Source organism: Kribbella sp. VKM Ac-2571 (assembly GCF_004362255.1).
Classification (GTDB): domain Bacteria; phylum Actinomycetota; class Actinomycetes; order Propionibacteriales; family Kribbellaceae; genus Kribbella; species Kribbella pratensis.
Map to the genome: position 1 here is coordinate 1 of NZ_SNWS01000004.1, position 26,151 is coordinate 26,151.

The 26,151-nt window shown below is 67.0% G+C and carries 28 protein-coding genes; 11 read left to right on the top strand and 17 right to left on the bottom strand.

What is annotated here, in order from left to right:
- Nucleotides 1-106 precede the first annotated feature (106 nt).
- Nucleotides 107-1,006 carry an IS3 family transposase gene (locus EV651_RS10345; protein ID WP_133784580.1) on the top strand — a complete coding sequence of 300 codons (900 nt, stop codon included), beginning with the start codon at nt 107-109 and terminating at the stop codon, nt 1,004-1,006.
- Nucleotides 1,007-1,230: 224 nt separating this feature from the next.
- Here EV651_RS10345 and EV651_RS10350 read toward each other — a convergent pair whose 3' ends face one another.
- From EV651_RS10350 to EV651_RS10360, 3 genes are all read right to left on the bottom strand, one after another.
- Entirely contained in the window at nt 1,231-2,370 is a 1,140-nt protein-coding gene (locus EV651_RS10350) for a hypothetical protein (RefSeq protein ID WP_133784582.1), read from the bottom strand.
- 167 nt (nt 2,371-2,537) lie between these two features.
- On the bottom strand, nt 2,538-2,894 hold the full coding sequence (locus EV651_RS10355; RefSeq protein ID WP_133784584.1) for a hypothetical protein: 357 nt from the start codon (nt 2,892-2,894) through the stop codon (nt 2,538-2,540).
- Nucleotides 2,895-2,958: 64 nt separating this feature from the next.
- Nucleotides 2,959-3,609, bottom strand: a complete 651-nt coding sequence (locus tag EV651_RS10360) for a DUF998 domain-containing protein (protein ID WP_133784586.1) — start codon at nt 3,607-3,609, stop codon at nt 2,959-2,961.
- A 44-nt stretch (nt 3,610-3,653) separates the two neighbouring features.
- Between EV651_RS10360 and EV651_RS10365 the strand changes: the two genes are divergently transcribed.
- Nucleotides 3,654-6,236, top strand: coding sequence for a BTAD domain-containing putative transcriptional regulator (locus tag EV651_RS10365; RefSeq protein WP_133784588.1), 2,583 nt, complete (start codon nt 3,654-3,656; stop codon nt 6,234-6,236).
- 87 nt (nt 6,237-6,323) lie between these two features.
- Here EV651_RS10365 and EV651_RS10370 read toward each other — a convergent pair whose 3' ends face one another.
- From EV651_RS10370 to EV651_RS41305, 5 genes are all read right to left on the bottom strand, one after another.
- Nucleotides 6,324-7,091 carry a rod shape-determining protein gene (locus tag EV651_RS10370; protein WP_166658565.1) on the bottom strand — a complete coding sequence of 256 codons (768 nt, stop codon included), beginning with the start codon at nt 7,089-7,091 and terminating at the stop codon, nt 6,324-6,326.
- Entirely contained in the window at nt 7,088-7,450 is a 363-nt protein-coding gene (locus EV651_RS10375; RefSeq protein WP_133784592.1) for a hypothetical protein, read from the bottom strand. Before EV651_RS10375 ends, EV651_RS10370 begins: the two co-directional genes overlap by 4 nt.
- Before the next feature lie 31 nt (nt 7,451-7,481).
- On the bottom strand, nt 7,482-7,823 hold the full coding sequence (locus EV651_RS10380; RefSeq protein WP_133784594.1) for a TraR/DksA C4-type zinc finger protein: 342 nt from the start codon (nt 7,821-7,823) through the stop codon (nt 7,482-7,484).
- Between the two features lie 94 nt (nt 7,824-7,917).
- Nucleotides 7,918-8,373: a universal stress protein gene (locus EV651_RS41300; protein ID WP_166658566.1), complete on the bottom strand. Its 456-nt coding sequence runs from the start codon at nt 8,371-8,373 to the stop codon at nt 7,918-7,920.
- A gap of 2 nt (nt 8,374-8,375) precedes the next feature.
- The gene (locus EV651_RS41305) at nt 8,376-8,531 is read right to left on the bottom strand and encodes a hypothetical protein (protein ID WP_166658567.1); all 156 of its coding nucleotides are present in this window, start codon (nt 8,529-8,531) and stop codon (nt 8,376-8,378) included.
- Nucleotides 8,532-8,926: 395 nt separating this feature from the next.
- Here EV651_RS41305 and EV651_RS10390 point away from each other — a divergent pair, with 395 nt between their 5' ends.
- The 4 genes from EV651_RS10390 (at nt 8,927) to ctaD (ending at nt 13,105) form a co-directional block, all read left to right on the top strand.
- Nucleotides 8,927-9,883: a HAMP domain-containing sensor histidine kinase gene (locus tag EV651_RS10390; RefSeq protein ID WP_133784598.1), complete on the top strand. Its 957-nt coding sequence runs from the start codon at nt 8,927-8,929 to the stop codon at nt 9,881-9,883.
- 2 nt (nt 9,884-9,885) lie between these two features.
- Nucleotides 9,886-10,545, top strand: a complete 660-nt coding sequence (locus tag EV651_RS10395) for a response regulator transcription factor (protein ID WP_133784600.1) — start codon at nt 9,886-9,888, stop codon at nt 10,543-10,545.
- 227 nt (nt 10,546-10,772) lie between these two features.
- Nucleotides 10,773-11,252, top strand: coding sequence for a TraR/DksA C4-type zinc finger protein (locus EV651_RS10400; RefSeq protein WP_133784602.1), 480 nt, complete (start codon nt 10,773-10,775; stop codon nt 11,250-11,252).
- A gap of 41 nt (nt 11,253-11,293) precedes the next feature.
- The gene (gene ctaD, locus EV651_RS10405) at nt 11,294-13,105 is read left to right on the top strand and encodes a cytochrome c oxidase subunit I (RefSeq protein WP_133784604.1); all 1,812 of its coding nucleotides are present in this window, start codon (nt 11,294-11,296) and stop codon (nt 13,103-13,105) included.
- 212 nt (nt 13,106-13,317) lie between these two features.
- Here the strand turns inward: ctaD and EV651_RS10415 are convergent, their stop codons facing one another.
- Both EV651_RS10415 and fdxA read right to left on the bottom strand, forming a co-directional pair.
- The gene (locus tag EV651_RS10415; protein ID WP_133784606.1) at nt 13,318-14,022 is read right to left on the bottom strand and encodes a metalloregulator ArsR/SmtB family transcription factor; all 705 of its coding nucleotides are present in this window, start codon (nt 14,020-14,022) and stop codon (nt 13,318-13,320) included.
- 5 nt (nt 14,023-14,027) lie between these two features.
- Complete coding sequence (gene fdxA, locus EV651_RS10420; protein WP_133784609.1) at nt 14,028-14,354, bottom strand: ferredoxin; 327 nt, start codon at nt 14,352-14,354, stop codon at nt 14,028-14,030.
- A gap of 87 nt (nt 14,355-14,441) precedes the next feature.
- Here fdxA and EV651_RS42300 point away from each other — a divergent pair, with 87 nt between their 5' ends.
- Together EV651_RS42300 and EV651_RS10430 are read left to right on the top strand one after the other, a co-directional pair.
- The gene (locus EV651_RS42300) at nt 14,442-15,167 is read left to right on the top strand and encodes a DUF2249 domain-containing protein (protein WP_133784611.1); all 726 of its coding nucleotides are present in this window, start codon (nt 14,442-14,444) and stop codon (nt 15,165-15,167) included.
- Complete coding sequence (locus tag EV651_RS10430) at nt 15,160-15,567, top strand: hypothetical protein (protein ID WP_202870262.1); 408 nt, start codon at nt 15,160-15,162, stop codon at nt 15,565-15,567. The genes EV651_RS42300 and EV651_RS10430 overlap by 8 nt, the downstream gene beginning before the upstream one ends.
- 42 nt (nt 15,568-15,609) lie before the next feature.
- Here EV651_RS10430 and EV651_RS10435 read toward each other — a convergent pair whose 3' ends face one another.
- The 7 genes from EV651_RS10435 to EV651_RS10465 all read right to left on the bottom strand — a co-directional run bounded on the left by EV651_RS10435 (nt 15,610) and on the right by EV651_RS10465 (nt 22,181).
- On the bottom strand, nt 15,610-16,020 hold the full coding sequence (locus tag EV651_RS10435; RefSeq protein ID WP_370352432.1) for a DUF488 domain-containing protein: 411 nt from the start codon (nt 16,018-16,020) through the stop codon (nt 15,610-15,612).
- Between the two features lie 260 nt (nt 16,021-16,280).
- Entirely contained in the window at nt 16,281-17,198 is a 918-nt protein-coding gene (locus EV651_RS10440) for a slipin family protein (protein WP_166658568.1), read from the bottom strand.
- Between the two features lie 33 nt (nt 17,199-17,231).
- Nucleotides 17,232-17,663, bottom strand: coding sequence for a DoxX family membrane protein (locus EV651_RS10445; RefSeq protein ID WP_133784613.1), 432 nt, complete (start codon nt 17,661-17,663; stop codon nt 17,232-17,234).
- Between the two features lie 330 nt (nt 17,664-17,993).
- On the bottom strand, nt 17,994-18,239 hold the full coding sequence (locus tag EV651_RS10450; RefSeq protein ID WP_133784615.1) for an NAD-dependent epimerase/dehydratase family protein: 246 nt from the start codon (nt 18,237-18,239) through the stop codon (nt 17,994-17,996).
- On the bottom strand, nt 18,236-18,418 hold the full coding sequence (locus tag EV651_RS10455; RefSeq protein WP_133784617.1) for an NAD-dependent epimerase/dehydratase family protein: 183 nt from the start codon (nt 18,416-18,418) through the stop codon (nt 18,236-18,238). Before EV651_RS10455 ends, EV651_RS10450 begins: the two co-directional genes overlap by 4 nt.
- Nucleotides 18,419-18,450: 32 nt before the next feature.
- Nucleotides 18,451-21,192 (bottom strand): pyruvate dehydrogenase (acetyl-transferring), homodimeric type, encoded by a 2,742-nt coding sequence (aceE, locus tag EV651_RS10460; RefSeq protein WP_133784619.1) that lies wholly within the window; start codon nt 21,190-21,192, stop codon nt 18,451-18,453.
- Entirely contained in the window at nt 21,189-22,181 is a 993-nt protein-coding gene (locus tag EV651_RS10465; protein WP_133784621.1) for a universal stress protein, read from the bottom strand. Before EV651_RS10465 ends, aceE begins: the two co-directional genes overlap by 4 nt.
- A gap of 222 nt (nt 22,182-22,403) precedes the next feature.
- Between EV651_RS10465 and EV651_RS10470 the strand changes: the two genes are divergently transcribed.
- From EV651_RS10470 to tal, 3 genes are all read left to right on the top strand, one after another.
- Complete coding sequence (locus EV651_RS10470; protein WP_133784623.1) at nt 22,404-23,642, top strand: CdaR family transcriptional regulator; 1,239 nt, start codon at nt 22,404-22,406, stop codon at nt 23,640-23,642.
- 207 nt (nt 23,643-23,849) lie between these two features.
- Nucleotides 23,850-24,602 carry a hypothetical protein gene (locus EV651_RS10475; protein ID WP_133784625.1) on the top strand — a complete coding sequence of 251 codons (753 nt, stop codon included), beginning with the start codon at nt 23,850-23,852 and terminating at the stop codon, nt 24,600-24,602.
- Between the two features lie 55 nt (nt 24,603-24,657).
- The gene (tal, locus tag EV651_RS10480) at nt 24,658-25,818 is read left to right on the top strand and encodes a transaldolase (RefSeq protein ID WP_133784627.1); all 1,161 of its coding nucleotides are present in this window, start codon (nt 24,658-24,660) and stop codon (nt 25,816-25,818) included.
- Nucleotides 25,819-26,151: the final 333 nt, after the last annotated feature.

Genomic DNA, 26,151 nt, shown 5'->3' on the forward strand with positions numbered 1-26,151 from the left:
CACCGCCCTGCGCGCCGACCAGCAACAGGACACCAAAACCACGCCACCGGTGGCCATCGCGGCCTGACCAGTGAGCCGCTTGACATAGGAGCATCAAGGAGACCCGGTGAACTGCTACCCGTTCATCGAGGCGGAGAAGGCCGGCAACCACAACGTCGCCAGGGCGTGTGAACTGCTGAAGGTCTCCCGTTCCGCCTACTACGCCGACCGCGCCAACCCCGGATCACGCCGGGCCCGGCGTGACGCCGAACTGACCGCCAAGATCGTCCAGATCCACGGCGAATCCAGCCAGACCTACGGCTCCCCGCGGGTCCACCATGAACTCCACGCTCAAGGCGAGAGGTGTTCCCGCAAACGGGTCGCCCGGCTCATGCGACTCAACGACCTGCACGGCCGCGCGCCGCGCCATTGGAAGAAGACCACCATCGCCGACCCGGCCGCGGCAGCCCGCCCGGATCTGGTCGGGCGTGACTTCACCATCGACCCCGACCGGCCTCCCACGCTGGACACCCGCTGGTGCGGCGACATCACCTACATCCACACCTGGCAAGGCTGGCTCTACCTGGCCACCGTCATCGACCTCGCCTCCCGCCGGGTGGTCGGCTGGGCGACTGCCGACCACCTGCGAACCGACCTGATCGCCGACGCGCTCACCGACGCGGTGAACCGGCGCCGGCCAGCGCCCAGGGTGGTGTTCCACTCCGATCGCGGCTGTCAGTACACCTCGACCCAATACGCCAACCTGGCAAGGGATTACGGCGTGCAACTCTCCGTCGGACGCAAGGGCCAGTGCTGGGACAACGCGGTCGCCGAGTCCTTCTTCGCCACCATCAAGACCGAGCTCATCCACCGCCGCGCCTGGCCGACCCGCAAAGCCGCCACCAGCGCGATCTTCGACTACATCGAGGGCTGGTACAACACCCGCCGACGCCACTCCACCCTCGGCTACCTCAGCCCCGCCACCTTCGAAACAACCCACGTCACCACCCACGAACAGGTAGCGTGAACCAACCTCACATCGACCCTGTCCGTCGAAACGGGTCAACCCCAGGTCGACCTCATCAACGACGTCCGCTAGGCGCAAGATCCACGGTCACTTCCTCACTCCCCTCAGCCATGGTCCCGACGGTAGTCACTTCATGGACCATGCCTGGTGGCCGAACTGTGAGCGCTTTGCCGGCTCGAGCGGCGCTCACGGGGCGACTGCGCCGCACGGGGCCGCGGTCGATTTCAGCGCCAGTCGAGGACGAAGAGGGCGCCGATCATCTTCGAGAACTCTGCGGGCGGCTCGATCTTCGTGGGTACGGAGCCTGGTTGGAGGTCGGAAACGTAGTAGTGCCGTTCGGACTCCATCACTGACAGGAACGCGAACCGCTGCCCGTCCGGCGAGATGCCCAGAACATAGTTGTTGTGATCGTTGGCGGGCAGTATCGGCGCGCTGGGCTTCGCATTCGGAGCGACATCGAGCGTCGAGAATCTCCCCCCAGGACCATCACACAGCACTGTGTCGTTGTCGATCCAGCGGATCGGCGCAGCACTCCCGGATTCTCCGCACGACACCGACGGTGCCTGGCCGATCATCTCAGGACCGATGACCCGACGGTCAGCCGGGAGTTGCAGGAGCTTACCCTCGGCCAGAAGACGTTTCCCGTCTGGCGAGAGGCGAGCGCTGCCGCCCACCACAGCCGTAGCCGGTGTTCCGACGACGAACAGATGGGACTCGCCGACGTTCTCGATCGGCTGCTCGTCTGTCTTGTGGTCTCCGGTGACCGCCCGGCTTGCGATCCGATCTGTGTCGTCGACCTCGCTGGTGAACCACACCGCGTTCCCGTCCGGGGCCATGGCGGCGTTGTCCTCGTGCGGGGTGTTTCCGAAGTCCTCCGGCCCGGTCAGGTCGGTCAGTTTGCTCGAGCGGTCGACATAGCCGACGTGCGTCGCCATGCTCTCGGGATCCTGGACAACCACAGCCAGCTTCGTGAAGTCCCGATCGAACAGTGATCTGACGGCCAGAATGTCGCCACTGGAGATCCGGCTGTCCGGCGCGCAGAGGCCTTCCAGAGCGGTGCCCGGCCTAACCTTCTCGGGCTTGGTGAGCACCGTGTCCGGTAGCTGGAACTCCGCGTGCGCCATCTTCTGCAAGGTCTGCGGATTCCAGCCGTCGACGGTGACGAGCCCACCCCCGCTATCGCCCGGCGAGCACTGCGCCGTGACGACCATGCCCCCTTGGGAGAAGTCGTCACCGGCCTCTAGCGTCGGCGAGCTCTGCCCGTGGCTTCGGCTGTCTTCCGCGGCCGCCTCGGGCTGCTCGTTGCCGGAGGAGCAGGCCACAAGACTCGCCGCCAGACCCAGCGAGAGGAGAACCGCACTCACCTTCGGTGAATTGACCACGAAATGCCCCAGATATCTCAGAGTGAACAAAAGCTTCGAAGACCCGATCCAGTCGATCGGCCCGGTCGCACCAGGTGTGTCTGTGTTCCGCGGCGGCAGGCGGCCTCCCGCTGCGGATGCCGCTCGTACTGCGGAGAGGCTGTCTGTGTTCAAGCCGCCGGGCCGACGATCTGCCGGATCTCGGCCTCGCCCCGCCACCCCGGCCAGCTCCGGCGGTGCAGGTCCATCGCGCGCCTGGTCCAGTGCACCACCTCCTCCCGCATCGCCACGTCGTACACGGCATAGGCGCCGACAGGTGCGATTTGGCCGCTAGGTCCCTCCCTGATCGCCATCTCGGATCCATCGACCACGACTCGAGTCGCCGTTGTGGACGGGAGGAGTGCGGCAGTGTCGAGGAGAATGCCGTAACGAGCCGCCTCCTGATGGAGGCCCGCGAGCCGCTCGGCCAGTACTGGAGGCGGGAAGCCGTAGTCCTCCGCAGACCGCAGTACGGCAATGAACCGCATCAGCGCGCTCGTCCCTCAAAGCCGGCGGTGTGCTTGCGGGTCGACAGCAGTTCGGCGGTGAACGTCATCGGAGCCCCTCCGTGCGGAGGTGGATCATCAACAGGGTCAACCAGGCCCAGCCCACGATGACCGCGACCGTGAAGCCCAGATTGAAGACCTTCGTGCCGCCACCGGTCGCGATCCCGATGAGACCGAGCAGATACACGATCCCGGTGACCAATGAGAACGCCGACCACCGGCCGTCGCCTTCCCGGCGGAAGGCGCGCGCGAGAACGAAACAGGCGACGATCAGCCCCACGAAGCCGATGAACCCGGAGAGCATGTGCCCGAGGCTGTGCCAGGACGTTGTCTCCGGGAGCCCTGGCGGCGTACCGATCGGGAAGCCGTCCATCGGGTCAGCCCGCATCAGACCGGCTGCCGCGACCCCGGCGCCGTAGACGAGGATGCCGCCCCAGGCCCAGCGCGACCGGACGCCGGCGCGCCGCAGCGCGAGCGCACCGACCACGGTGAGCAGGCCGGTCACGACCATCATCGTCGAGTGGATCCAGCCGCCGGCTCCGTTGGCCAGCAGGCTCAGCGAGTGCCGGCGGATGTCGTAACCGTCGCGGACGATCGCTTCGACCGTCCCGATCCCGACGTACAGCGGACCGGCGAGCGCGCCCGCCAGCAGCCGGGGCGGCGCGGATTTCTCCGATTGAGTGGCAGTCGTTGGCATGCCAGAGAGCCTGCGGCGGACCACTTCGGAAATACTTTGGGATTATGCGCTTCGGGGTACTCGGGACGGTCACCGCGTGGACCGGCGACGGTCGGGCAGTGCGGTTCCCGGACCGGAAGGTACGGGCGTTGCTCGCCGACCTGCTGCTGCACACCGGTCGGCCGGTCGCTGCGGCCACGCTGATCGACGACCTGTGGGGCGACGAGCTCCCGGTCAACCCGACCGCGACCCTGCAGACCCGCGTCTCCCAACTCCGTCGCGCCCTCGACGAGGCCGAGCCCGGCGCCCGGAAGCTGATCCGGACGAGTCCGCCCGGCTACCTGATCGATGTCGCCCCCGAGGCGCTCGACTCCGGCCTGTTCCGCGCTCTCGCCGCGCGGGCCCGGCAGACCGGTAGCGCCCGGATGCGTGCGGCGACGCTCGCCGACGCGCTGACGTTGTGGCGCGGTCCGGCGTACGCCGAGGTTGCGGCGGACCCGTTCGCGCGGGCGGCGGTCGACCGCCTCGACGAGGAGCGGCTCGCGGTGCAGGAGGCGTACGCCGAGACTCGGCTGGTGCTCGGCGAGTACGAGGACCTGGTGGCCGAGCTGGCCGAGCTCGTTGCCCACAACCCGTTGCGGCAGCGGCTGCGCGCCGTACAGATGCGGGCATTGCACGAGACAGGGCGGCAGGCTGAGGCCTTGGAGAGCTATGCCGACCTGCGGGACCGGCTCCGCGTTGAGCTCGGGCTGGATCCGAGTGCGGAGCTGGTCGCGCTGCGCCAGTCGATCCTCACGGAGGAGCCGGCGCCTCGAGCACGCTCGGACTCGAATCTCCCTGCGGCTGTGACCGAGTTGATCGGCCGGAACGTCGATGAGGTGGTCAGCTTGCTGGACTCGGCGCGGCTGGTGACGCTGACCGGTCCGGGAGGGGTCGGGAAGACCAGCCTGGCCCTGGAGGCCGCGCGCCGGATGCCCGACGCGCGGCTGGTCGAGCTCGCCGCGTTGGACTCCGACCAGGTCGCGGCCGCGGTCGACCCCGCACCGGGACTGCTTGTCCTCGACAACTGTGAGCACGTGATCGAGGCCGCTGCCGCGGTCGTCGCCCAACTTCTGCGCGATGCACCGGAGCTGCGGATTCTCGCGACGAGCCGGGAGGCGCTCGCGATCGCCGGTGAGCACCGCCTGGCGGTTCCGCCCTTGGACGAACCCACCTCGCTCCGCTTGTTCGTCACCCGGGCCCGGGCTGTTGATCCTCGCTTCGAGCTGACCCCGGACAACAGGGAAGCGGTGGTTGCGTTGTGCCGGCGGCTCGACGGGCTCCCGCTCGCGCTCGAGCTGGCCGCGGGCCGCGCGGGTGCGATGGATGTCCGGGACCTGGCCGAGCGTTTCGACGATCGGTATCGGCAGCGGGGTGTGCCGGGCCGGCAGCAGACGGTGTCCGCGATGATCGAGTGGAGCTGGGATCTGCTCAGCGAGCGCGAGCAGGCGGTGCTGCGTCGGCTCGCGCCGCATCCCGGCGGTTGCACGCTCGCCGCGGCGGAGGCGGTGTGCACGGGAGACGACGTACCGCTGACCGAAGTTGCGGAGCTGTTGAGCCGGTTGGTCGATCGGTCGCTGGTGGTTCGCGTGGACGGGACGTCGGGATCGCGCTACCGATTGCTCGAGACGGTACGTGCGTTCTGCCAGCAGCGTTTGGCGGAGGCGGGCGAGGGGGAGTCGGTCCGGAGACGGTACGAACAGTACTTCGAGCGTCTTGCCCAGCACACCGAGCCGCGGTTGTACGGGCACAGCGAGCTGTTCGCCTACCTCGGCGGACTGTACGGCGAGGAGCCGCCCGCCAAACCGTTGCCTTCGGCGACACGGCGGTTGGAGACTGTCGTCTCGGCGGACGGTACGCCGATCGCCGTCGAGGTGTACGGCGCCGGCAGTCCGGCGATCGTGCTGGTCGGTGGGGCGCTGAACGATCGGCGGGCGTTCGTCCCGTTAGCCAAGTGGTTGGCGAGCCGGTTCACCGTGGCGACGTACGACCGGCGTCGTCGCGGCGGGAGCGGTGACGTGCAGCCGTGGGCGGTCGAGCGGGAGCTGGAGGATCTCGCCGCGGTCGTGGAGCTTGTCGGCGGCACGGCGTACGCACTCGGCGTCTCTTCGGGTGCGGTGCTCGCGGCCGAGGCGGCTGCGGCCGGCGTGCCGATCAGCGGACTGATCCTGATCGAGCCGCCCTTCATCATCGACGGCACGCGGCCGGTGCCGCTCGAGCTCGCCGGCCGGCTACGGCAGCTGATCGCTCACGATCGGTACGGCGATGCGACCGAGCTGTTCCTCGTCACCGCAGTCGAGATGCCTCCCGAGGTGGTCGCGCCGATGCGAAGCGCACCCCTGTGGAAGGACCTCGAGGCGCTGGCGCCGACCCTCGTCTACGACGTTCTGCTGATGGGCGACTTCAGCATCCCGGCGCACTGGGACGGCGGTATCACCGTGCCGGCGGTGGTGATCGACGGCGGTCAGAGTCAGGCCTGGCGGCGGAACACCGCGCAGGCCGTGGCAGAGCTGCTGCCACAGGGCCGTCGGTTGACCATGGCCGGGCAGCCGCACGACGCCCTGCCCGAGGTCCTCGGGCCGATCGTGCAGGACTTCATCGGGCGCTGATGTCGCGATCCGGATCGCCTCCTCGCCGAAAGCGCGGAGGTCGACCCCCGACAAACGCCCGCCATGCCTGACGGCGATCGGGTGGGATCAGAAGGCGCCGGGGTGGCGGTGGGTTGCCTGGAGGGCGAGTGCGGCACCGCGGACCGCTGCCGCGTGGGGTGCGGGGGCGGGTTGGACGGTGGCGCCGAGTTGGGTCGAGAGTTGGTACGTGATTTGCGGGCGGAGCGCGCCGCCACCGGTCAGGAGGACGCCTCGATCCAGAGCATCGACCATTTGCGGACCACAGTCACCCATCAGCTGGACCATTGACTCCACGATGTCCTGGACGAGCTGCGTCGAAGAAATCGGGTCGCGCACTCCCAGTTCCAGGCATCGCGCACCGCACAAGTTGCCGCCGGCCAGCAGCGCGACCTCGGTCAGCTGAGCGCCGAGGTCGACGACCAGCAGCGGTTCGGTCATGTCGACGTCGGCGCCGAGCGCGGCCGCCTTGACGCTGTCGATCGTCAGGATGGTTTCGGGGCCGAGGGCATCGAGTACGGCGAGGAGGTGACCGCGATGTACCTCGTCGGAGGTGAGTGGGATCGTTGCCACGACCGTACGACGCCGTTCCGCGACCACCTGCGACTTCAGCAGCTCACCGACCAGGGCGGCCGCTCCGGATCGGTCGACGATCTTCCCGCGGCGCACCGGCCGTTTCCCCGTACCGGCGCTCATGGTCGGCACGTCGACGAGGAGGCCGTGTCCGGGCGTCCACGCTCTGGTACGCGCACTGCCCAGATCGATGGCGAGACCTGTGGGATTCCGCCCGGACGATCTGTCGCGACGCACCGACTTGCCGGCGAGCAACGGCTTCATTGCCCAGACTCCCGCATGCGGTGGCATTCGCCGCAGTACACGGTCTGCGGACAGATCCGCAACCGCCGCACCTCAACAGGTTTGCGGCACCGGACGCATCGTCCGTAGTGGCCCGTGTCCAGCCGGTCGAGCGCGGCCTCCACGTCGGCCAGGACGATCCGGGCCGCAACGGCCAGATGGTTCTGCACCTCAGCCCGCGCCGACCCGTCGGTGCCGATCGGCTCCTGCGGCACCGACGAACGGATGGTCCGGAGTTGCTCGCGCCGGAAGGCGCGCTGCTCGAGCAGTATTGCTCGCAGCGTCGCGAGCTCCTGCCGAGGCAGTCCGGCATTGAAGGCGGTGGCCGTCCGGCTGGTCACAGGCTCTCCTCGGTCATGTATCCGGCAGTTGTCACAGGGCTTGCTGCTGGCAACGCACGCAGTAGCGGACGTAGGGCAGGATCTCCAGTCGCCCGACCGGGATCCGTACCTCGCAGCCGTGACAAACGCCGTACGAACCGTCCTGCACGCGTTCCACCGCCGCATCGATCTCGGCCAGGACCAGGCGGATCGCCGCGATCTGTGCCTTGACCAATTCCTCGTTGGCGTTGGGCTTGTCGGCTTCCATGGCGTTCACCTGCGCGAGCCGGGTGTTTCGCTCGTGCTGCAGGCGATGCAGGATCTCGTGTTTGCGGTGCAGCTCCGGCCGGCCGGCCGTACCAACCGCGCTGGAGGTCACCCGTGGTGTCTTCATGCCACCACCATCTCCGTTGGTACCGGCCCAGCCTATCGGGTCCAACACCCATTTTCCGCTTCCCTGGAGTTACGTTGCCTGGGGCAATCATTCGTCAGCTCGTCTGCACATCCGGGGCGGTTGCCGTCGGAGGAATGATGACCACCGGGATCGTGGACTCGTGCGCGACCTGTCGGCTGACGGAGCCGAGGAGAAGGCCGGCGACACCGCCGCGGCCACGTGAGCCCACGACGAGTAAAGAGCTGTTCTCTGCGGCGCCAATGAGAGCCGATGCGGCCGGGCCCTGGACGACCAGCAGTTCGGGTTCACTGACGAGTCCGGTGAGGTCCGCGGCTTTCAGACTGTCGGTCAGCGTTTGTCGCGCGGTCTCCGCAAGCGTGGCCGGGTCAGCCAGTAGGGGAGCATATGTCGACATCAAGGCCGCAGTCGGCTGTTGCCAGGCATGGACCACAATGAGCCTGGCGCCGCGCAAGCTCGCCTCTGCTGCTGCCCACTCGAGCGCTCGCCGCGCCGTCTCGCTACCGTCGATGCCGACGACGATCTTCTCCATCTTTACCTTTCCTCCGACGATCGATGTGCATGCTTGGTCGAGTCGCGCTCCTGCATCAGGTAGGCCCATCCCAGGCCTCCGATGCAGATCAGCGGCGTCAGCACCCCGATCAGAACCAGCAGCGCTACCTCGACCGCTTCCAATGACGACGTACTCATCGCTCCTCCATTCATCGCTACACATGGTGTAGCGATAATTGAGAGCAGATCTATTCCCAGAGGTCAGGACCGATGCCACACAACTCCACCGGCCGAGGCCGGCCGAGACTCGAATCGACCGACGAGCGCATGATCCAGGCGGCCCTCGAGCTACTGCGCTCGTAGGGACCATCAGCTGTGAACATTGCGCTCGACCTACTGGCCCCGCAGTGGTCGGAAGATGAGTGTCAGCCCCGATCGACGTGGGGCGAGATAGGAGGCAGTCTGGAAGGTATGCAACCCCTGATGTCCACTGGCACTCGACCTTCACGACTGAGAGTCGAAGGTGGTCCGGCGGGTGCAGCGTGGGGCTGCCGCGCCATCGGATCGCGGTGGTGAAGAGAGAGGTGCTTGCAGTGCCATTGTTTTGGCGCATCTTCGCCCTGAATGCGGTGGTGCTCGCCGCCGCCACAGCATTGTTGCTGTGGGCTCCGGTGACCGTGTCGGTTCCGGTGGTGTTCACCGAGGCTCTGGTGCTGCTGGGTGGGTTGGTGGTCATGCTGGTCGCCAACGCATTGCTGCTGCAGGTCGGGTTGGCGCCGTTGGACCGGTTGACCCGAAGGATGGCCACCGTCGATCTGCTTCGGCCCGGGCAGCGTCTGCCGGTCCCGGGGCGTGGCGGCGTCTCGCAGTTGATCCGGGCCTTCAACGACATGCTGGAGCGGTTGGAAGCCGAGCGTGCGGCGAGCAGTTCCCGGGCGCTGTCTGCACAGGAGGCAGAGCGGCGACGGATCGCGCAGGAGCTGCACGACGAGGTCGGCCAGAGTCTGACCGCCGTACTGCTGGAGCTCAGGCGCGCGGCCGAGCGGGTCGAAGATGCCGACTTGCGTGCGGATCTGCGCCACGCTCAGGAGACCACCCGCGAGAGCCTGGACGAGGTACGCCGTCTGGCGCACAGACTGCGACCGGGTGTGCTGGAGGATCTTGGTCTGGTGAGCGCCTTGACTGCACTCGCGACCGAGCTGTCCACGCACACCGGCCTGTCGATACGGCACCGTTTCCAGCCGGGGCTACCGGCGTTGGACGAGCAGACCGAGCTGGTGCTCTACCGGGTCGCCCAGGAAGGGCTGACCAACGTGGCTCGGCATGCCGACGCGACCCAGGTCGAGATCAGCCTCCGCCACAGCGAAGGAGTCGTCGCTCTCCGGATCCGTGACGACGGCCGCGGCCTCGGACTGGCGCACGAAGGAGCAGGAATCCGTGGCATGCGAGAACGTGCCCTCCTGGTCGGCGCCACTCTGGACCTGGGCGCCGCGCCAACGGGCGGCGCCGAGGTGAACCTGCTGGTGCCGGTCAACAGGAACGGCGACTGAGGATGGCTGCACCGGACCCGACCCGCATCCTGCTGGCGGACGACCATGCACTCGTACGGCGGGGCGTACGGCTGATCCTCGACAGCGAACCCGACCTGACGGTGGTCGCCGAAGCCAGCGACGGAAAGGAGGCCGTCGACCTTGCCCGGACCACCGACATCGATCTCGCCATCCTCGACATCGCGATGCCGCGAATGACCGGCCTGCAGGCGGCCCGCGAGCTGTCGTCACGCCATCCGGATCTGCGGATTCTCATGCTGACGATGTACGACAACGAGCAGTACTTCTTCCAGGCGCTCAAGGCCGGCGCGGCCGGGTACGTGCTGAAGTCCGTCGCCGATCGCGATCTGGTGGAGGCCTGCCGCGCCGCGATGCGTGGAGAGCCGTTCCTCTACCCAGGTGCGGTGAACGCGCTGATCCGCAACTACCTGGATCGGGCGCGTCTCGGACAGGCCATCCCGGAGCAGATCCTGACCGCCCGCGAGGAGGAGGTCCTCAAACTCGTCGCCGAGGGGCACTCCTCCAAGGAAATCGCCAAGACCTTGTTCATCAGTATCAAGACCGTCGAGCGGCATCGTGCGAACATGCTCCAGAAACTCGGTCTTCGCGACCGCCTGGAGCTCACCCGCTACGCGATCCGGGCCGGCTTGATCGAACCCTGAATCAAGAACCTCCCCATAGAGCACACAGCCAACGCGAGGCTCGAGGTAGCGGGGCGCCGGTCGTGCGGTGCCCGCTGCACGGAAACCGCGGATCCTCAGACAGGTCTGCGAGGTTGCCGATACCCGGCAACGAGGGAGTCCGACCTTCGCCGATCAGCCATGTATTCAGCCCCCGTGCAAGACGGCATCGTTGGGATCGCGCGATCACCGCCGACGAGGAGGTTTCGATGACCGATCTGGATCAGACGGCTCCACGCAGCGCACCACGTGACTCGCACACCGTCGACTTGCAGTGGTACCGCCACGAGCTCGAGCAGCAGCGCAGCTTTCGTCTCGATCAGCTGACCGAGCTCGCCTACGACGGGTTGGCCGCGTCCGACGATGCTCAGAGTGAGGTGACTGTGGCCTTGATGAGAGCCGCCAGAGCTGCCTTGGCGGATGTTGACGCTGCTCTGTTCCGGCTCTCCGTCGGTCGCTTCGGTGTCTGCCAGCGCTGTGGTCGCGTCATCTCCGAGGACCGGCTGCAGGCCATCCCGATGACCAGTCTCTGCCTGGGATGCCAACTCTCCAAGGAGTCGGAGAAGCTTCGGCATCCCTGGCGCACCGCGACCATTCCTCCGGGATCGTCGTCGCGACCGCTGCGGGACATCGTCGATGTGTGGGGCGAGGATTCTTTCCCCGCCAGCGACCCGCCGGCGAACTGGTGAGTCGGCCCGTGGAGACATCTCAGGCCGGCGAAAACGATCCGATGTATGAGCAGCGGACGCATGTCGCCGCCCACCACGACCTTGCATGGTCCCTGACCGCCAGGGTCAGATCCGGAGAACCTGCCGCAAGACCCCGCTTGCCGCTGGGCCGTGCGCTGGTGCGTGTCCTCACAACCACCGATCACAAGCTGATCGGCCAGCTGTACCTGGTCACGTCGTTCGCGTTCTTCCTGATCGGCGGCGTGATGGCGCTGTTCATCCGCGCCGAGCTGGCCAAGCCGGGTCTGCAGATCGTGAACGAAGAGGTGTACAACCAGCTCTTCACGATGCACGGCACGATCATGCTGCTGCTGTTCGCGACGCCGCTGTTCGTCGGCTTCGCGAACGTCATCATGCCGATCCAGATCGGCGCCCCCGACGTCGCGTTCCCGCGACTGAACATGTTCAGCTACTGGCTGTTCCTGTTCGGCGGCCTGATCGCGGTCAGCGGCTTCTTCACCCCGGGCGGGGCGGCGAGCTTCGGCTGGACCGGCTACGCCCCGCTGTCGAACGCGGTCCGTTCACCAGGCATTGGCGGCGACCTGTGGATCATGGGTCTGTGGATGGCGGGTCTGGGCACCATCCTGGGTGCGGTCAACTTCATCACCACGATCATCACCCTCCGGGCACCCGGGATGACGATGTTCCGGATGCCGATCTTCACCTGGAACACTCTCATCACCTCGATCATGGTGCTGGTCGCGTTCCCGATCCTGGCCGCGGCGCTGCTGGTGCTGGAGGCCGACCGCCTACTCGGGGCACACGTCTTCGATGCCGCGAACGGCGGGCCGATACTTTGGCAACACCTGTTCTGGTTCTTCGGGCATCCCGAGGTTTACATCATCGCGCTGCCGTTCTTCGGCATTGTCACCGAGATCCTGCCGGTGTTCAGCCGGAAGCCGGTCTTCGGCTACATGGGGCTTGTCGGCGCGACGCTGGCGATCGCCGCGCTCTCGTTGACGGTGTGGGCACATCACATGTTCGTCACCGGCGCGGTGAGTTTACCGTTCTTCTCCTTCATGTCATTCCTGATCGCGGTGCCGACCGGCGTGAAGTTCTTCAACTGGATCGGCACGATCTGGGGTGGCTCGGTGTCGTTCGACACCCCGATGCTGTGGTCGCTCGGGTTCATGACGACCTTCCTCTTCGGCGGTCTGACCGGCGTCATCCTGGCCTCGCCGACCTTGGACTTCCAGGTCACCGACACGTACTTCGTGGTTGCGCACTTCCACTACGTCGTGTTCGGCACCGTGGTGTTCGCGATGTTCGCCGGGTTCTACTTCTGGTGGCCCAAGTTCACCGGGCGGATGCTGGACGAGCGGCTGGGCAAGCTGCACTTCTGGCTGCTGTTCATCGGCTTCCACACCACGTTCCTGGTGCAGCACTGGCTCGGCGTCGAGGGCATGCCGCGGCGCTACGCGTCGTACGGCGCCAACGAGGGCTTCACCACCCTGAACCAGGTCTCCAGCATCGGCGCCTTCATCCTCGGCGCCTCGACGCTGCCGTTCCTCTACAACATCTACAAGACCTACCGCAGAGCACCTTTGGTGGGAGTGGACGACCCGTGGGGCTGGGGCCGCTCGCTGGAGTGGGCGACCAGTTCGCCGCCGCCGCGGCACAACTTCGAGAAGCTGCCCCGGATCAGGTCCGAAAGCCCTGCGTTCGACAAGCACCACCCGGACGTCGCGCTCGCGGAGTACCCCGCCAACCGGGCCGACAAGGACAACCTGCTGGATGCGGGAGACGACGACGCACGTGTGGAGCATCTCGAGGAGACCGGCGGTATCGAGGCCGAAGGAGAAGACACCACGTGAGAATCCGCGCCTCATTCGGCAGCTGGCACGGAGCTCAAGGGCTAGTGCAGGTGTCCGGGGCCCGGCAAGTTCCTGTCGAAGCTGGCGCGGGTCGTCGAGCTGTTCGCCCGCGATCTGCAGGTCCAGGAGCGGCTGACGAAGCAGGTCGCCGACTGGCTGCAGGAGAACCTGGCGCCGGCGCCGGGGCGTCGTGCCGATTCTCGTGAGGTACATCAGGTGCTCCTGTCGCGACGCTGCCGAGGATGCGCGCGGCCGCGGGCGGGGGAGAGGTGGACGATGCAGGCGTCGGGCTCGGCGAACGGCTCAAGGCTCGTCGCTACGATCGGTGCGCGGATCTCGGTGAGCGCACCTCGCATGAGACCGAGATGCAGCGGACACAATGTCGACGAGTACTCCTCCGCGAGCTCCAGGAAGGGGCAGTGCCGCAGTCTGATGCGCGTGGCGTCGGCGTCGGCGTCGTCGGGTTCGGGGGCGAATCCAAGGTCGGTCATCAGCGCGGTCAACCGCTGCGTAGCCTCGGGTGCGTCGAGTTGACGTGACGGCGGGATGTTCTCGACCAGATAGCCGCCCCAGCCGCGGCCCGCGGCCTCAGCTGCGACTTCCGCATCGGGAGTCGTGGCCAGTTGTCCGAGCAGGATCTTGGCGAGCAGTTGGTACTGGCGCCGGCCGCCTCGGTCCATTCCGGGATGTGGGGTGTACAGGGTTCGAGGCCTGCCGCGCCCGGTCGGCTCCTGGAGTCGGCGGTCGACGAGTCCTTGCGTCACGAGGGCGTCCAGGTGGAAGCGGACGGTGTTGGGGTGGATGCCGAGTTGTTCGGCGAGTTCGGTGACACCCAGCGGAGCGGCGGAGGCTCGCAGGGCTTCGAGGAGTGCCTGCCGGCGTGGCTGGTCGTCGGCCGTCTGATCAGTCCTGGTCATGGGGGTCAGCTTGCCTGCTCCTGCGGCGGCAGCGCCGCAATGAGGGGATGGTCGTGTGCGACAGCACCCACCTTGAAGGCCCCGCCTGGAGACCCGAGGTCGTCGAAGAATCCTTCGTTCGCGGCCTGGTAGTCCTTCCACTGCTCGGGCAGATCATCCTCGTAGAAGATGGCCTCCACCGGGCATACGGGTTCGCAGGCACCGCAGTCGATGCACTCCTCCGGATGGATGTAGAGGGAGCGCCCGCCTTCGTAGATGCAGTCGACCGGGCACTCGTCGACGCAGGCGCGGTCCTTGAGGTCGACGCACGGCAACGCGATCACGTAGGTCACAACAGTCTCCTCGTCCAGGCGCTTGTAATTACTACAAATAGCACATGTAATAATCATTGAAAACATCCACGCGAGGAGGGCGACACCATGGCGGCTGCGGAGATCTTCATCCAGGCGACCGAAACCGATCCGGACGTGATCGCTCGAGGTGCGGTCCGTGAGGCCCACGAGCGGCTGCTGTCCGGACTGGCGGAACTGACCACGACGCAGCCCGGCGCCCACGGTGGCGAACCTCGGTCCGTAGAGTTGGTGGACTTCTGCCTCCACGAAGTGCGCCGGTATCTGATGACTGCGGATCGGGACCTGTATGCACCCGCGTCCGAGGATGACGAGACCCGGCTCCTGGCCGATGCTCTCAGAGTCGGCGCCGCAGCAGTCAATGCGCAGATCGACGAACTGGCGACGGCCGGCTCTGTGGATGCGGCGAGGCTCGGCGTGATGATCATGGCGACTTTGGATACCCAGCTCCAGATCGAGGAGTCGGTGTTGCTGCCCGCGCTCGCCGGCTTGCCTGGCGTCGATCCTTCGTTGCTGACCTCAGGCCTGCAGGCCTATCTGGCGGGGGAGCGGGTCGAGCAGTCGACGGTGATCGACGTACGGCGGATCGCTCGTGGCGGCCGTCATCCCCGCGTGTTCGCCAGGTACGCCGCGCTGGCTCCGGGAGAGGCCTTCGTCCTCGTCAACAGCCACGATCCCAAGCCGTTGCGCCGCGAGTTCGAAGCCAGATACCGAGGCGCCTTCAGCTGGGACTATCTGCAGGCCGGGCCCGAGGAGTGGCGAGTCCGGATCGGCCGGGTCGCTCTTGATGCCTGACGAGTCGCCGAAGGTTCCAGTTGAACTCCAGCCTGAGCATCCGACGGTACGGGTCCTGGTCGACGTGCACGAACTCGTCGAGGATTCACTCGTGCCGTCGGGTGCCCGGTGGACGCTCGCCGAGCCCGGGCGACAGCTCGACGCGAACCTCATCCATCGACCTGCCGGTCAGCGCGTGGACACCCACACCGAGCCCGATCTCGACGTCGTACTCATCGTCATCGCCGGTGACGGCATCGTCGGTTCACCCGACGGTGAACAGGTTCTTGCTGACGGCAACATTGTCTGGCTGCCCCGCGGGTCGACCCGGAACATCACCGCCGGCCGGAACGGCCTGTCCTACCTGACCGTCCATCGACGCCGTCCCGGTCTGCAGATCGGGAAGCGCCCTGGTCAGTAGCCAGGCCGAAGCACCGCCGCCATGGGTCCGGGCCTCGAAAGGTCACTGTGGCTCTTGCAACCTCCGCGCCAGGACTGCGGCCTGGCTGTGATCCACGTCCTTGGTCGCGGTCACCAACGTCAAGGTGTCGCGTTTCGCCAGCGTGCGCAGATGCTCCAGCGCCGTCCTGGCGGCCGGCTGCTCGAGCTCGTCGCGGTAGCGTGCCTCGAACTGCGCGAACTTCTCCGGCACATGGCCGTACCACTTGCGGAGCTCCGTTGACGGTGCGACGTCCTTGAGCCATTCGTCGATGGCCGCGGCGTCCTTGCGGATGCCGCGGGGCCATACCCGATCGACCAGCACCCTGACGCCGTCGCCGGCGGAGGGCTCGTCGTAGATTCGGCGTACCTGGACCGTCTGGCGACCGCGGACGGCCTGCTCGCCGTGCTTCGTGTCGGGCTGCACGTGGATCACATCCTCAGTGGAATCACCGGAAGATCCGGCCCTACTCAAGTAGGTCGTCCTACGATATAGATGCGTGGCTCGCTCCACAGACCGCGCGCTGCGCCAGAAGGCATGCCGTGACCCGCTGGCCGGTCTTGATGCCACGACTCACGGCTGCCAGGCCGGATCGGCGGTCCCGGAGTGAAGTCCGCCCCACCGGGTGTGTCCCGAGTTGGTCGTTGCGGGAGGCGCCGTCGCGATTGCGCCGGGCAGAGCTGGTGCGCTGGCCGTCACCATGTGCGGTGAGTGGATCGGTGCATGGAACCGGGTGCCGCGTCCGCTTGCGATCGTGCGATCTCACGTGCGGGCGACCGATCGGACGCGGCATCGCGGTCCTCCGCGGCCCTTTCCGCATCAGGCACCGAGCCGGCGCCGGCGGGCTGGGGCGTCTCGGCCGGGGTCGATCGCTCCAGAAATCGCAGCAGTTCGACCGGGAAAGGTAGCACCAGTGTGGAGTTCTTCTCGGCGGCGACCTCGACGACGGTCTGGAGCAGGCGCAGTTGCAGGGCGGCCGGGTGCTTGGTCATCACCTCGGCGGCCTGGCCCAGCTTCTCCGAGGCCTGGAGTTCGCCGTCCGCGGTGATGATGCGCGCCCGGCGTTCCCGTTCGGCCTCGGCCTGGCGCGACATGGACCGCTTCATCGTCTCCGGCAGGGCGACGTCCTTGATCTCGACCCGTTCGATGTGGACGCCCCAGTCCAGCGCCGGGCTGTCGATCATCAACTCCATGCCCTGGTTGAGGCGTTCCCGGTTGGACAGCAGGTCGTCCAGGTCGCTCTTGCCGATGATCGAGCGCAGACAGGTCTGCGCGACCTGGCCGATGGCCGAGATGTAGTCCTCGACGTCGACGGCCGCGCGGACCGGGTCGATCACATTGAAGTAGACGACGGCGTCGACGCGGACGGTCACGTTGTCGCGGGTGATGCCGTCCTGGGCTGGGACCGGCATCGTGATGATCTGCATGTTGACCTTCTGCAGCCGGTCGGCGATCGGTACCAGCAAGGCGAGGCCAGGCGGACGGATCGCGGGACGCACCCGGCCGAACCGGTACACGACGCCACGCTCGAACTGCTTGACCACGCGGACGCACATCGCCGACCCGATCAGGCCGACAACCAACGCTGTGAGTAACAGGTAAAGGATGATCATTTCTTCTCCGTTCGGACGTCGCTCGCGTTCACGTCAGGAGCTGTGGCGTGTGGGGGCGTACTTGGTGGCGAGGCGGGCGAGTGCGAGGGCGGCGACGAGGAGGCCGAAGTCGCGCAGGGCGACGTCGTAGAACCCTGAGAGGGTGAGCAGGTTGATGATGATGCCGGCGAGCCAGGCTGCGACGAGTAATGCGCCGTAGCGGGGGATCAGGGCGACCGCGATGCCGGCGACGATCTCGATGACGCCGATGAGGTACATGGCGTCTTGCCCGGAGCCTGGGACGATGTCGTTGATCCAGGGGGCCAGGTAGGCAGGCCAGTCGGTGAGCAGGTTGGCGAACTTGTCCAGGCCGAACACGATCGGCGCCACGGTGAAGACGGTTCGCAGAACCAGGAAAGCCTGGTACGCCGGGTCCGACAATGTCTCCCGGCTTGGTGTGCGGGCTGTGCGCCCCTCAGTACTCATGATCTGCTCCTTCTAGAGCGTCGATGTACTTCCATGCTTGTCTGACGGCCGCGGTCTGACACCGCCCCTGGTCGGCTGACTTGGCGCCTGTCTGGTTGCCGAGGATCGGCAACGCGCGGCTCGCCGGTACGTTGGTAGTGCCAACGGTGTCCCGGCGGTTCGTGTCAGGGACGGAAGAGGTGTTGCCGCGTGGTTCGTGGTGTCGCCGCTGGGATCAGGAATGCGCGGCGTGGGTCAGTTCCGCGGCGAATCCCTGTCGCCATGAGCTGTAGTGCGGGGCCCAGTCGAGGGTGCGCCGGGCCAGGGTGTTGTTGGCGCCGCGCAGTTGGGTCATGAAGGCGATTTCAGTGCGCCGCGCACCTGACTGCGCAGGGCAGCGGCGATGGCCGAGGCGGCGTCGCTGACGTGGGTGAAGGAGAAGGTGCCGTCACCGGAGCCGATGAGCGGCATCTTCCCGGCCTGTACCTGACGGACGAATGATCCGTGTCTGCCATAGACCGCACCGTGGCCGTAGAGCTGCCCCAGGCGAAGTACCAGCCCATCTGCCTGCCGGGTCCGCTCTTCAAGCGACCTCAAGGCGGCGAAGACCGGGAGTCCAGCGCATCGGCCTCGGCGGCCATGGCTCCCAGTAGCTCGACCTCGACGGCGGCGCCGTACGAGCGAGCCAAGCCGATCACCTCATGGCCTTGCGAGGTGAGCAGTGGCAGCAGCCGGCGACCGATGACTCCGGTTGCACCGGCCACGAACACTCGCATGGCTCCTCCTGGAACGCGTTCCTGCCAGTTGTCTACTTGGTGTTGTCATCGCCGCCGGACGTCGGGCGTGCCTTCGCTTGTCCAGCCAGGTACGTCGTTCTGGCTGACCGCGGTACCGACTCGTCCAGGTCTCTGGAGTCGGCCAGCTGCTGCAGCGTCCGCACGGCGATTGATTGTGCGTCGATTCCGAAGTGGCGTCGGAGTGCGGCGCGGGTGTCGGAGTGGCCGAATCCGTCGGTGCCCAGTGACGTCCAGGGTCTGCGGACGAACGGAGCGATCTGGTCGGGCACTGCGCGCATCCAGTCCGAGACCGCGAGGACGGGGCCTGCGGTGTCGGCAAGCCGCCGCGTGACGTAGGGAACGCGAGGAGACTGGCCGGGGTGGGACTGGTTCCACTCCTCGGCGGCGAGTGCGTCACGGCGTAGTTGGGTCCAGGACGTCACCGACCACACGGCGGCGTGGACTCCCCAGTCTGTGTGCAGTAGGCGTTGCGCCTCCAGCGCCCAGGGCATCGCGATGCCGGAGGCAAGGATTTGTGCCTGCGGGCCATCGCCGTCCGGGGTGGGGGAGTAGCAATGCATCCCGGCGAGGATGCCGTCGATGTCGACGTGATCGGGTTCGGCCGGCTGCGATATCGGTTCGTTGTAGAGGGTGAGGTAGTAGAAGACGTTCTGGTCTTCGCCGGGTCGCGGTTCGCCGTACATGCGCCGGAGTGCGTCGGCGGTGATGTGGCCCAGCTCGAAGGCATAGGCAGCGTCGTACGCGATGCAAGCCGGATTGGTGGATGCCAGCAGCAACGAATGGCCGTCTTGGTGCTGCAGGCCTTCGCCGTTCAGGGTGGTTCGGCCCGCGGTGGCTCCGAGCAGGAATCCTCTGGTCATCTGGTCCGCGGCCGCCCAGAGCTGATCGCCGGTGCGCTGGAACCCGAACATCGAGTAGAAGATGTACAGCGGGATCATCGGCTCACCGTGGGTGGCGTACGACGTACCCGCGGCTGTCCAGGACGCGGCGGAGCCGGCCTCGGTGATGCCTTCATGCAGAAGGACACCTCGGACGTCTTCCTGATAGCTCAGCATCTGCCCGCGATCGACCGAAATGTAGTGCTGTCCGTGAGGGGAGTAGATCTTCTTGGACGGGAAGAGGGAATCCAGGCCGAAGGTGCGGGCCTCGTCGGGGATGATCGGTACAAAGCGGTGACCGATCTGAGGGTCTTTCATGAGGTCCTTGAGCAGCCGGACGAACGCCATCGTGGTGGCGACCTCCTGCCGGCCTGAGCCGCGTCGTGCGACTGCGTACGCCGCCTCGCCCGGCAGCGTGAGTGGTTTGCTGGTGACTCTGCGGGCGGGCAGGTACCCGCCGAGAGCGCGGCGCCGCTCGTGCAGGTATTGCAGTTCCGGCGAGTCCTCCGGTGGCCGGTAGTACGGCGGCTTGACCGCGTCGAGCGCCGAGTCGGGAATGTCGAGGAACAGCCGGTCGCGGAAACCCTTGAGATCGTCGAGGGTGAGTTTCTTCATCTGGTGGGTGGAGTTGCGGCCCTCGAAGTGGGAGCCCAGAGTCCATCCTTTGATGGTCTTGGCCAGGATCACCGTGGGCTGTCCGGTGTGCTCGGTGGCCGCCCGGTACGCGGCGTACAACTTGCGATAGTCGTGACCACCGCGTTTGAGGTTCCAGATCTCGGTGTCGGACAGATGCTCGACCATGGCCGCGGTGCGCGGGTCGCGGCCGAAGAAGTGCTCGCGCACGAACGCGCCGGACTCGGCCTTGTAGGTCTGGAAGTCGCCGTCGGGTGTGGTATTCATCAGGTTGAGCAGCGCGCCGTCGGTGTCGGCGGCCAGCAGCGGGTCCCATTCGCGGCCCCAGATCACCTTGATGACGTTCCAGCCGGCGCCGCGGAAGTACGACTCGAGCTCCTGGATGATCTTGCCGTTGCCGCGGACGGGGCCATCGAGGCGCTGCAGGTTGCAGTTGACCACGAAGATCAGGTTGTCGAGCTCTTCACGGGCGGCCACGCCGATCGCGCCGAGAGACTCCGGTTCGTCCATCTCACCGTCGCCGAGGAATGCCCACACACGCTGCCGGCTGGTGTCCTTGAGGCCACGGTTGTGCAGGTACCGGTTGAAGCGGGCCTGGTAGATCGCGTTGAGCGGTCCGAGCCCCATTGAGACCGTGGGGAACTCCCAGAAGTCCGGCATCAGCCGGGGATGAGGGTACGACGGTAACCCGCCGCGGGAGATCTCCTGCCGGAAGCCGTCGAGCTGGTCGCTGGTGAGTCGCCCTTCCAGGAACGCGCGGGCATAGATGCCGGGGGAGGCGTGTCCTTGGAAGTAGATCTGGTCGCCGCCGCCGGGGGCGTCGTGGCCGCGGAAGAAGTGGTTGAAGCCGACCTCGAACAGCGCCGCTGCGGAGGCGTAGGTGGAGATGTGCCCGCCGACGCCGATGCCGGGCCGTTGCGCGCGATGGACCATGACCGCGGCGTTCCAGCGGTTGTAGGCCCGGATCCGCCGCTCGATGTGCTCGTCGCCGGGAAAGGCCGGCTCGGCATCGGGAGCGATCGTGTTGAGGTAGTCGGTACTGCGCAGATTCGCGACACCGACGCGACGGTCGCGGGCTCGCTGCAGGATGCTGAGCAGCAGGTACCGCGCCCTGTTCTGCCCAGCGTGGTCGACGACCTGATCGATCGACTCCAGCCACTCCTGCGTCTCCGAGGGGTCAAGGTCGAGCAGTTGGCTGTGCAAACCAAGGCTTTCCGGCAGGCCTTGCGGCGTCGGTGTCATGACAGCTCCTTCAGGCCGACGAGCTCGTCGGGTGACGTGATCGCAAGCTGTAGCCGGCCCGCAGATGAGGATTTGACGGCCGGGGTGCGGTGTGGACGGACGACAGCGACGGGGCAGGCGGCGTGGTGCAGCACGGCCTGGCTGACCGAGCCCAGCAGCATGCCGGTGAAGCCGCCGCGGCCGTGCGACCCGACCACGATCAGTTCTGCGCCGGCCGATGCATCGATCAGTGCCTGGGCCGGGTGAGCGTGCACGAGCTTCATTCGTACGTCGATGCCGGGGATGAGGACCTGCTTGCTGTCCATCGCCTCGGCGAACAGTTGCCGGTCGACCTGCTCGACGATGTCCGCGGGGACGCGCAGTGACGGGTGCTGGCGGGTCGGCATCGCGGCATGTACGGCGGTGATTCCGACGCGGCGGCGTGCCGCCTCTTGGAACGCGAACCGGATCGCCGCAGCCGAGACCTCCGACCCGTCGACGCCGACCACGACCCGGCCGGTCGGCGACGCGGGGAACGCCGTACCGTCGGCGTGGGGACGGACGACGACTACCGGGCATGGGGCATGGGTGGCCATGGTGGCGCTCACCGATCCCACGAGCAGGCCGCGGAAGCCGCCGACGCCACGGCTGCCCACGACCACCAGGTCAGCATTCTGTGCCGCGTTGAGTAGTGTCGGCGCCGCGAGACCGACAAACAGGTTGGCGGTGACCTTGATGTCGGGGGCGAGTTCGCGCGCGTGCGCCTCCGCCTCGGTGAGGATCCCCTCGGCCGCGGATTGCAGGCCGAGGTTCATGTCTCCAGCGAAGGTCATGTCCAGGGGGTTGCCGATCATCGGCCAACTGAAAGCGTGAACGATGCGCAGGGGACATCGCCTCGACATCGCCTCGGCGGCGGCCCAAGCCAGCGCGCCTTGCGCGGAAACAGAGCCATCAACCCCGACCACAACTGCCTGACGACCCGGATAGTTCACCGCAGTTGCCCTCTTCATGTCGCCGCTCCGCTTCAACTCTGGGTGTCCTACGGCTTCGACTCTGCCGTTCCAGCGGTCAGACAAGTAGTGCGCCGATCGGCGAACCTGTGACCGCCGTTATGGCCGACGTCCGGCAACGGTGCTCTACTGGGACATGGCCCAGCACCTGCGGGTAACTGCCCAGCCCCGGGGCAGATGGCCCAGCCCGTCACGGCTGTAGATCCAGTGCGAGGGAGCGCCATGAGCGAGTCCGGCGGGTTGCGGTGGCCGGGTTCTGCTGCGAACAGCGCGGATGAGGCATGGCTGACGGCGATCGCAGAAGCGGCCGCTGGAGACTCCCAGGCGCCGCTCGAGCTGCTGGTCGAATACCTCACCCTGCTCGCGGACGCCGCGATCTCCGGGCGACGGCCCCGTGAACATGAATTGGCGATCGTCCGCGAACTCGGGCGTCGCGCCGCCGAACAGGGCATCCCTGCCGGGCGAGTCGTCGACCTCTACCTGTCGGCGGCCTGGCGGATGTGGCGGGACCTGCCCGACGTCGTGCCGTACCGCGACCGCGACACCGTCCGCGCTTCTGCACAAGCGGTACTTCGCGCTGTCGGCGAAGCGATCGCCGTCCTCGTCGACAGCTACCAGATCGCCACTCAGCACCTCATCCGGCAGGAGGAGTCGCTGCGCCGCGAACTGGTCGACGACCTACTGCGCGGTGACCCCGACGTCGCCGGAATTGTGGAACGCGCCGAACCGTTCGGGCTCGATCTCGGCCGGCCGCACCAGGTGGTCCTGGCCCGCCCCGCCGACAGCCTCCCCGAAGGCGACACGAGCGTGAACATGCTGGAAGCCTTCATTCTCGACCGTTTCGGGGACCGTGAGGTTCTGGTCGCCACCAAAGAAGGCTTGCTGGTGGTGTTGATCCCGGCGACGGCCGCCGGCACGGCGCCCCGCACCGTCGCGCCAGGTGTGGGCACCTTGATCCACGACGCGTTGATCCGGCACCGGTCAGGTCGGGAATGGCGCGTCACGACGGGCCGGCCCTACCCCGGTTCCTACGGCATCGCCCGCTCGTACGAAGAGGCTCGGGAAGCGCTGACGCTGGCGGACCGGTTGCAGCTCGACGCCGCTGTCGTCAACGCCGAGGACATGCTCGTGTACCGGGTTCTGATCCGTGACCAGGCCGCCATCGTCGATCTCATCCAGGCGGTGCTCGGCCCGCTGACCCAGAACCGCGGCGGCGCAGAGCCGCTGCTGCAGACTCTCGAGGCGTACTTCGCGACCGGAGAGGTCGCCACCGAGGCCGCCCGGCGCCTGAACATGTCAGTTCGCACCGTCACCTACAGGCTGGACAAGGTCAAGATCCTCACTGGACAAGACCCGGGCGACCCGGCACAGCGGTTCACGCTGCACATCGCCGTCCTCGGCGCACGACTCCTCGACTGGCCCGCCCGTGACCTTCCGTCCGGTGCGGAGGCCCACGCGTAACCGACCCGGCCCTGATTCCGGAGGGACCATCTTGCCGGGCGTCGGCCAACAGCCCAGCCTCAGGTTCGCCGATCGTCGCCGTACCTGTCGTCGCGACGTCGCGGCACAGTCGTAGCTGCAGGAGCAAGTCCCCCGGCACCGCAAGGAGGTTGTCGTGGACCGATCAGTCGCAGTCCGCCGCGACGCTACGGCGCAGGAGAACACACCATGAAGGCCTATCGAGTCTTCTGGCTGTTGTTCTGTGGTGTGCTCGGCGCACTAGGCGCAGTCATGGCGTTCACCTGGTCACTCACGAACGTCATCATGCTGCTCATCCTCGCGGCGCTCACGGGCGCGGTCGTGGCCATGGTCGCTCTGGCAGACCCCGACGGTCCCGGCCGACCGCCGCGGGATCGACGACGGATCGTGGCCACCAGCACAGCCCTCGCCGCGGGTGGCACGGTCTCCTTCGTCGGCCTGGGCAATCTGGTGGGCGCTGCAACAGCGGTGCTCCTCCTGGCCATCATCGTGGGCGGATCCCCGTACGCAATTCGACGCTGCCTTCACTGGCTCACCGAACACGGGCACCTCGCTAGCCCGCCACCTCGGTCTGTCCGGCAGGATCGTGCCGACCGCCCGCCACGGTCCGCCCCGGCCCCCATCCTCGGGATCGAGCCAGACGACGCGTCCAAGCCTCGCATCGCGCCGGGTGCTCTCAGCGACGCTGCCCTGTGCGTGGCCTGGCGGGCCAGCTTCTCCGCCCTGCAACGAGCCGGTTCGCCGACGCAACGGCTACAGGTCGTCGACGATCGGCGGGCGTATCTCGACGAGATCGAGCGCCGCACCGCGCACGGCATGGCCGCGTGGCTGGCGTCGGGACCGAGAGCAGCCGGAGACCCCAGCAGGTTCGTCCTGGGGGACGGGGCGGCAAGTCGTGCCGCCATCGACTGGGACGACCTGCTCCACGACATGGACAGCTGAACAACCACACCTTGATAGCCGCAGCTGGCGGATGCCAGGGAGAGCCGGGAACACAATGACGAAGCTGGAACACCTCTACGGCCACTTCGGGCAGAGCCCATGGCTGGACAACCTCACCCGCACCTGTCTGCGTGACGGCACCCTGGCGCGGATGGTCGCCGACGGGATCCGCGGCGTTACCGCGAACCCGACGATCTTCGCCCGGAGCATCACCGGCTCCCACGACTACGACGAACAGTTCTCGGAACTGATGGCCGCCGGCAAGTCGGTGGACGAGGCCTACTGGGAGCTGGTCATCGCCGACGCCAGTCAGGCGCTGACCCTACTGCGACCAGTCTTCGACGGGGGTGACTGCATCGACGGTTTCGTGTCGGTGGAGGTCTCTCCCGAGCTGGCTCACGACGCGTCCGGCACGATCGCCGCCGCGCGGTGGCTACGTCGCCGGATCGCCCAACCCAATCTGCTCGTGAAGATCCCGGCAACCGCGGAAGGCGTCACCGCCGTCGAGACACTGATCGGCGAGGGCGCAAGCATCAACGTGACGCTGTTGTTCTCCCTGTCCCGGTACGCCGAGATCATCGAGGCCTACCTGTCCGGGCTGGAGAAGTTCACCGCCAACGGCGGCGATCCCTCGACCGTCAGCAGCGTCGCCTCGTTCTTCGTCAGCCGCGTCGACACCGAGGTCGACCAGCGACTCGAGGCACTCGGCACCGACGAGGCCCTGGCTCTGTGCGGCCAGGCCGCGATCGCGCAGGCCAAACTGGCGTACAGGTTGTTCACCGAACAATTCTCCACCAAGCGCTGGCACCGGCTCGCCCGACTGGGCGCAGATGTCCAGCGACCGCTGTGGGCTTCGACGTCCACCAAGAACCCCATGGACCGCGACACCCGCTATGTCGAGGAACTCATCGGCCCCGAAACGGTCACGACCTTGCCCGAAGCAACCATCGCCGCCTTCGAGGACCACGGCACGATGACTCGCACCGTCGACAGCGGTGTGCCACAGGCCACCGAACTGATGCGCCGGCTGACGGATGTCGGCGTCGACATGAACGCGGTCGGTCACACCCTGGAGGACAACGGCATCGCCAGCTTCCACAAGGCCTACCAAGACGTACTCGCGAACCTCACCGCGTCCACCCTGATCTCCGGGAACACCCACGCGAAAGGTTCCGAGGATGCCTCCCGACGACGCCGCAGCGCCCGGCGTGGCTGAAGCTCGCCGAGTTTGAATTTGCGGGCGCACGGACCGCGAGCCCGGCGACGTCATCTCATGCAACGGCGTGGCCCCTTACCAGTGCTACGTCCTTAACCTCATTTCGGCACGACTTCCCTGATCGACCGCCTGCCCGAGGAGATCGACGCGGCCGGCCGACGACCGTCGACGGCCCGTACGGAACGTGCGGGAGCTGCGACCAGGGCATTACGTTGGAACGCTTCGAGATCCCGCCCTTGCGCGCTACTGCAATCACCTTCATCAGCAGGTCTCGTGAGCGGCTCGAGTGGCGTGATCGCCGGGTTCGAAATCGGGCGGCCCTCGTCCTTCGGA

Excerpts from the sequence above, each read along its gene's own strand:
- EV651_RS10395 (WP_133784600.1), top strand. The coding sequence starts at position 9,886 with ATGGCTGCACCGGACCCGACCCGCATCCTGCTGGCGGACGACCATGCA.
- EV651_RS10415 (WP_133784606.1), bottom strand. The coding sequence starts at position 14,022 with ATGACCAGGACTGATCAGACGGCCGACGACCAGCCACGCCGGCAGGCA.
- EV651_RS10440 (WP_166658568.1), bottom strand. The coding sequence starts at position 17,198 with ATGATCATCCTTTACCTGTTACTCACAGCGTTGGTTGTCGGCCTGATC.
- EV651_RS10430 (WP_202870262.1), top strand. The coding sequence starts at position 15,160 with ATGCCTGACGAGTCGCCGAAGGTTCCAGTTGAACTCCAGCCTGAGCAT.
- EV651_RS10475 (WP_133784625.1), top strand. The coding sequence starts at position 23,850 with ATGAAGGCCTATCGAGTCTTCTGGCTGTTGTTCTGTGGTGTGCTCGGC.
- ctaD (WP_133784604.1), top strand. The coding sequence starts at position 11,294 with ATGTATGAGCAGCGGACGCATGTCGCCGCCCACCACGACCTTGCATGG.
- EV651_RS42300 (WP_133784611.1), top strand. The coding sequence starts at position 14,442 with ATGGCGGCTGCGGAGATCTTCATCCAGGCGACCGAAACCGATCCGGAC.
- EV651_RS10455 (WP_133784617.1), bottom strand. The coding sequence starts at position 18,418 with ATGCGAGTGTTCGTGGCCGGTGCAACCGGAGTCATCGGTCGCCGGCTG.
- EV651_RS10445 (WP_133784613.1), bottom strand. The coding sequence starts at position 17,663 with ATGAGTACTGAGGGGCGCACAGCCCGCACACCAAGCCGGGAGACATTG.
- EV651_RS41305 (WP_166658567.1), bottom strand. The coding sequence starts at position 8,531 with ATGAGTACGTCGTCATTGGAAGCGGTCGAGGTAGCGCTGCTGGTTCTG.
- EV651_RS10465 (WP_133784621.1), bottom strand. The coding sequence starts at position 22,181 with ATGAAGAGGGCAACTGCGGTGAACTATCCGGGTCGTCAGGCAGTTGTG.
- aceE (WP_133784619.1), bottom strand. The coding sequence starts at position 21,192 with ATGACACCGACGCCGCAAGGCCTGCCGGAAAGCCTTGGTTTGCACAGC.
- EV651_RS10470 (WP_133784623.1), top strand. The coding sequence starts at position 22,404 with ATGAGCGAGTCCGGCGGGTTGCGGTGGCCGGGTTCTGCTGCGAACAGC.
- EV651_RS41300 (WP_166658566.1), bottom strand. The coding sequence starts at position 8,373 with ATGGAGAAGATCGTCGTCGGCATCGACGGTAGCGAGACGGCGCGGCGA.
- EV651_RS10365 (WP_133784588.1), top strand. The coding sequence starts at position 3,654 with ATGCGCTTCGGGGTACTCGGGACGGTCACCGCGTGGACCGGCGACGGT.
- EV651_RS10355 (WP_133784584.1), bottom strand. The coding sequence starts at position 2,894 with ATGCGGTTCATTGCCGTACTGCGGTCTGCGGAGGACTACGGCTTCCCG.
- tal (WP_133784627.1), top strand. The coding sequence starts at position 24,658 with ATGACGAAGCTGGAACACCTCTACGGCCACTTCGGGCAGAGCCCATGG.
- EV651_RS10380 (WP_133784594.1), bottom strand. The coding sequence starts at position 7,823 with ATGAAGACACCACGGGTGACCTCCAGCGCGGTTGGTACGGCCGGCCGG.
- EV651_RS10360 (WP_133784586.1), bottom strand. The coding sequence starts at position 3,609 with ATGCCAACGACTGCCACTCAATCGGAGAAATCCGCGCCGCCCCGGCTG.
- EV651_RS10400 (WP_133784602.1), top strand. The coding sequence starts at position 10,773 with ATGACCGATCTGGATCAGACGGCTCCACGCAGCGCACCACGTGACTCG.
- EV651_RS10370 (WP_166658565.1), bottom strand. The coding sequence starts at position 7,091 with ATGAAGCCGTTGCTCGCCGGCAAGTCGGTGCGTCGCGACAGATCGTCC.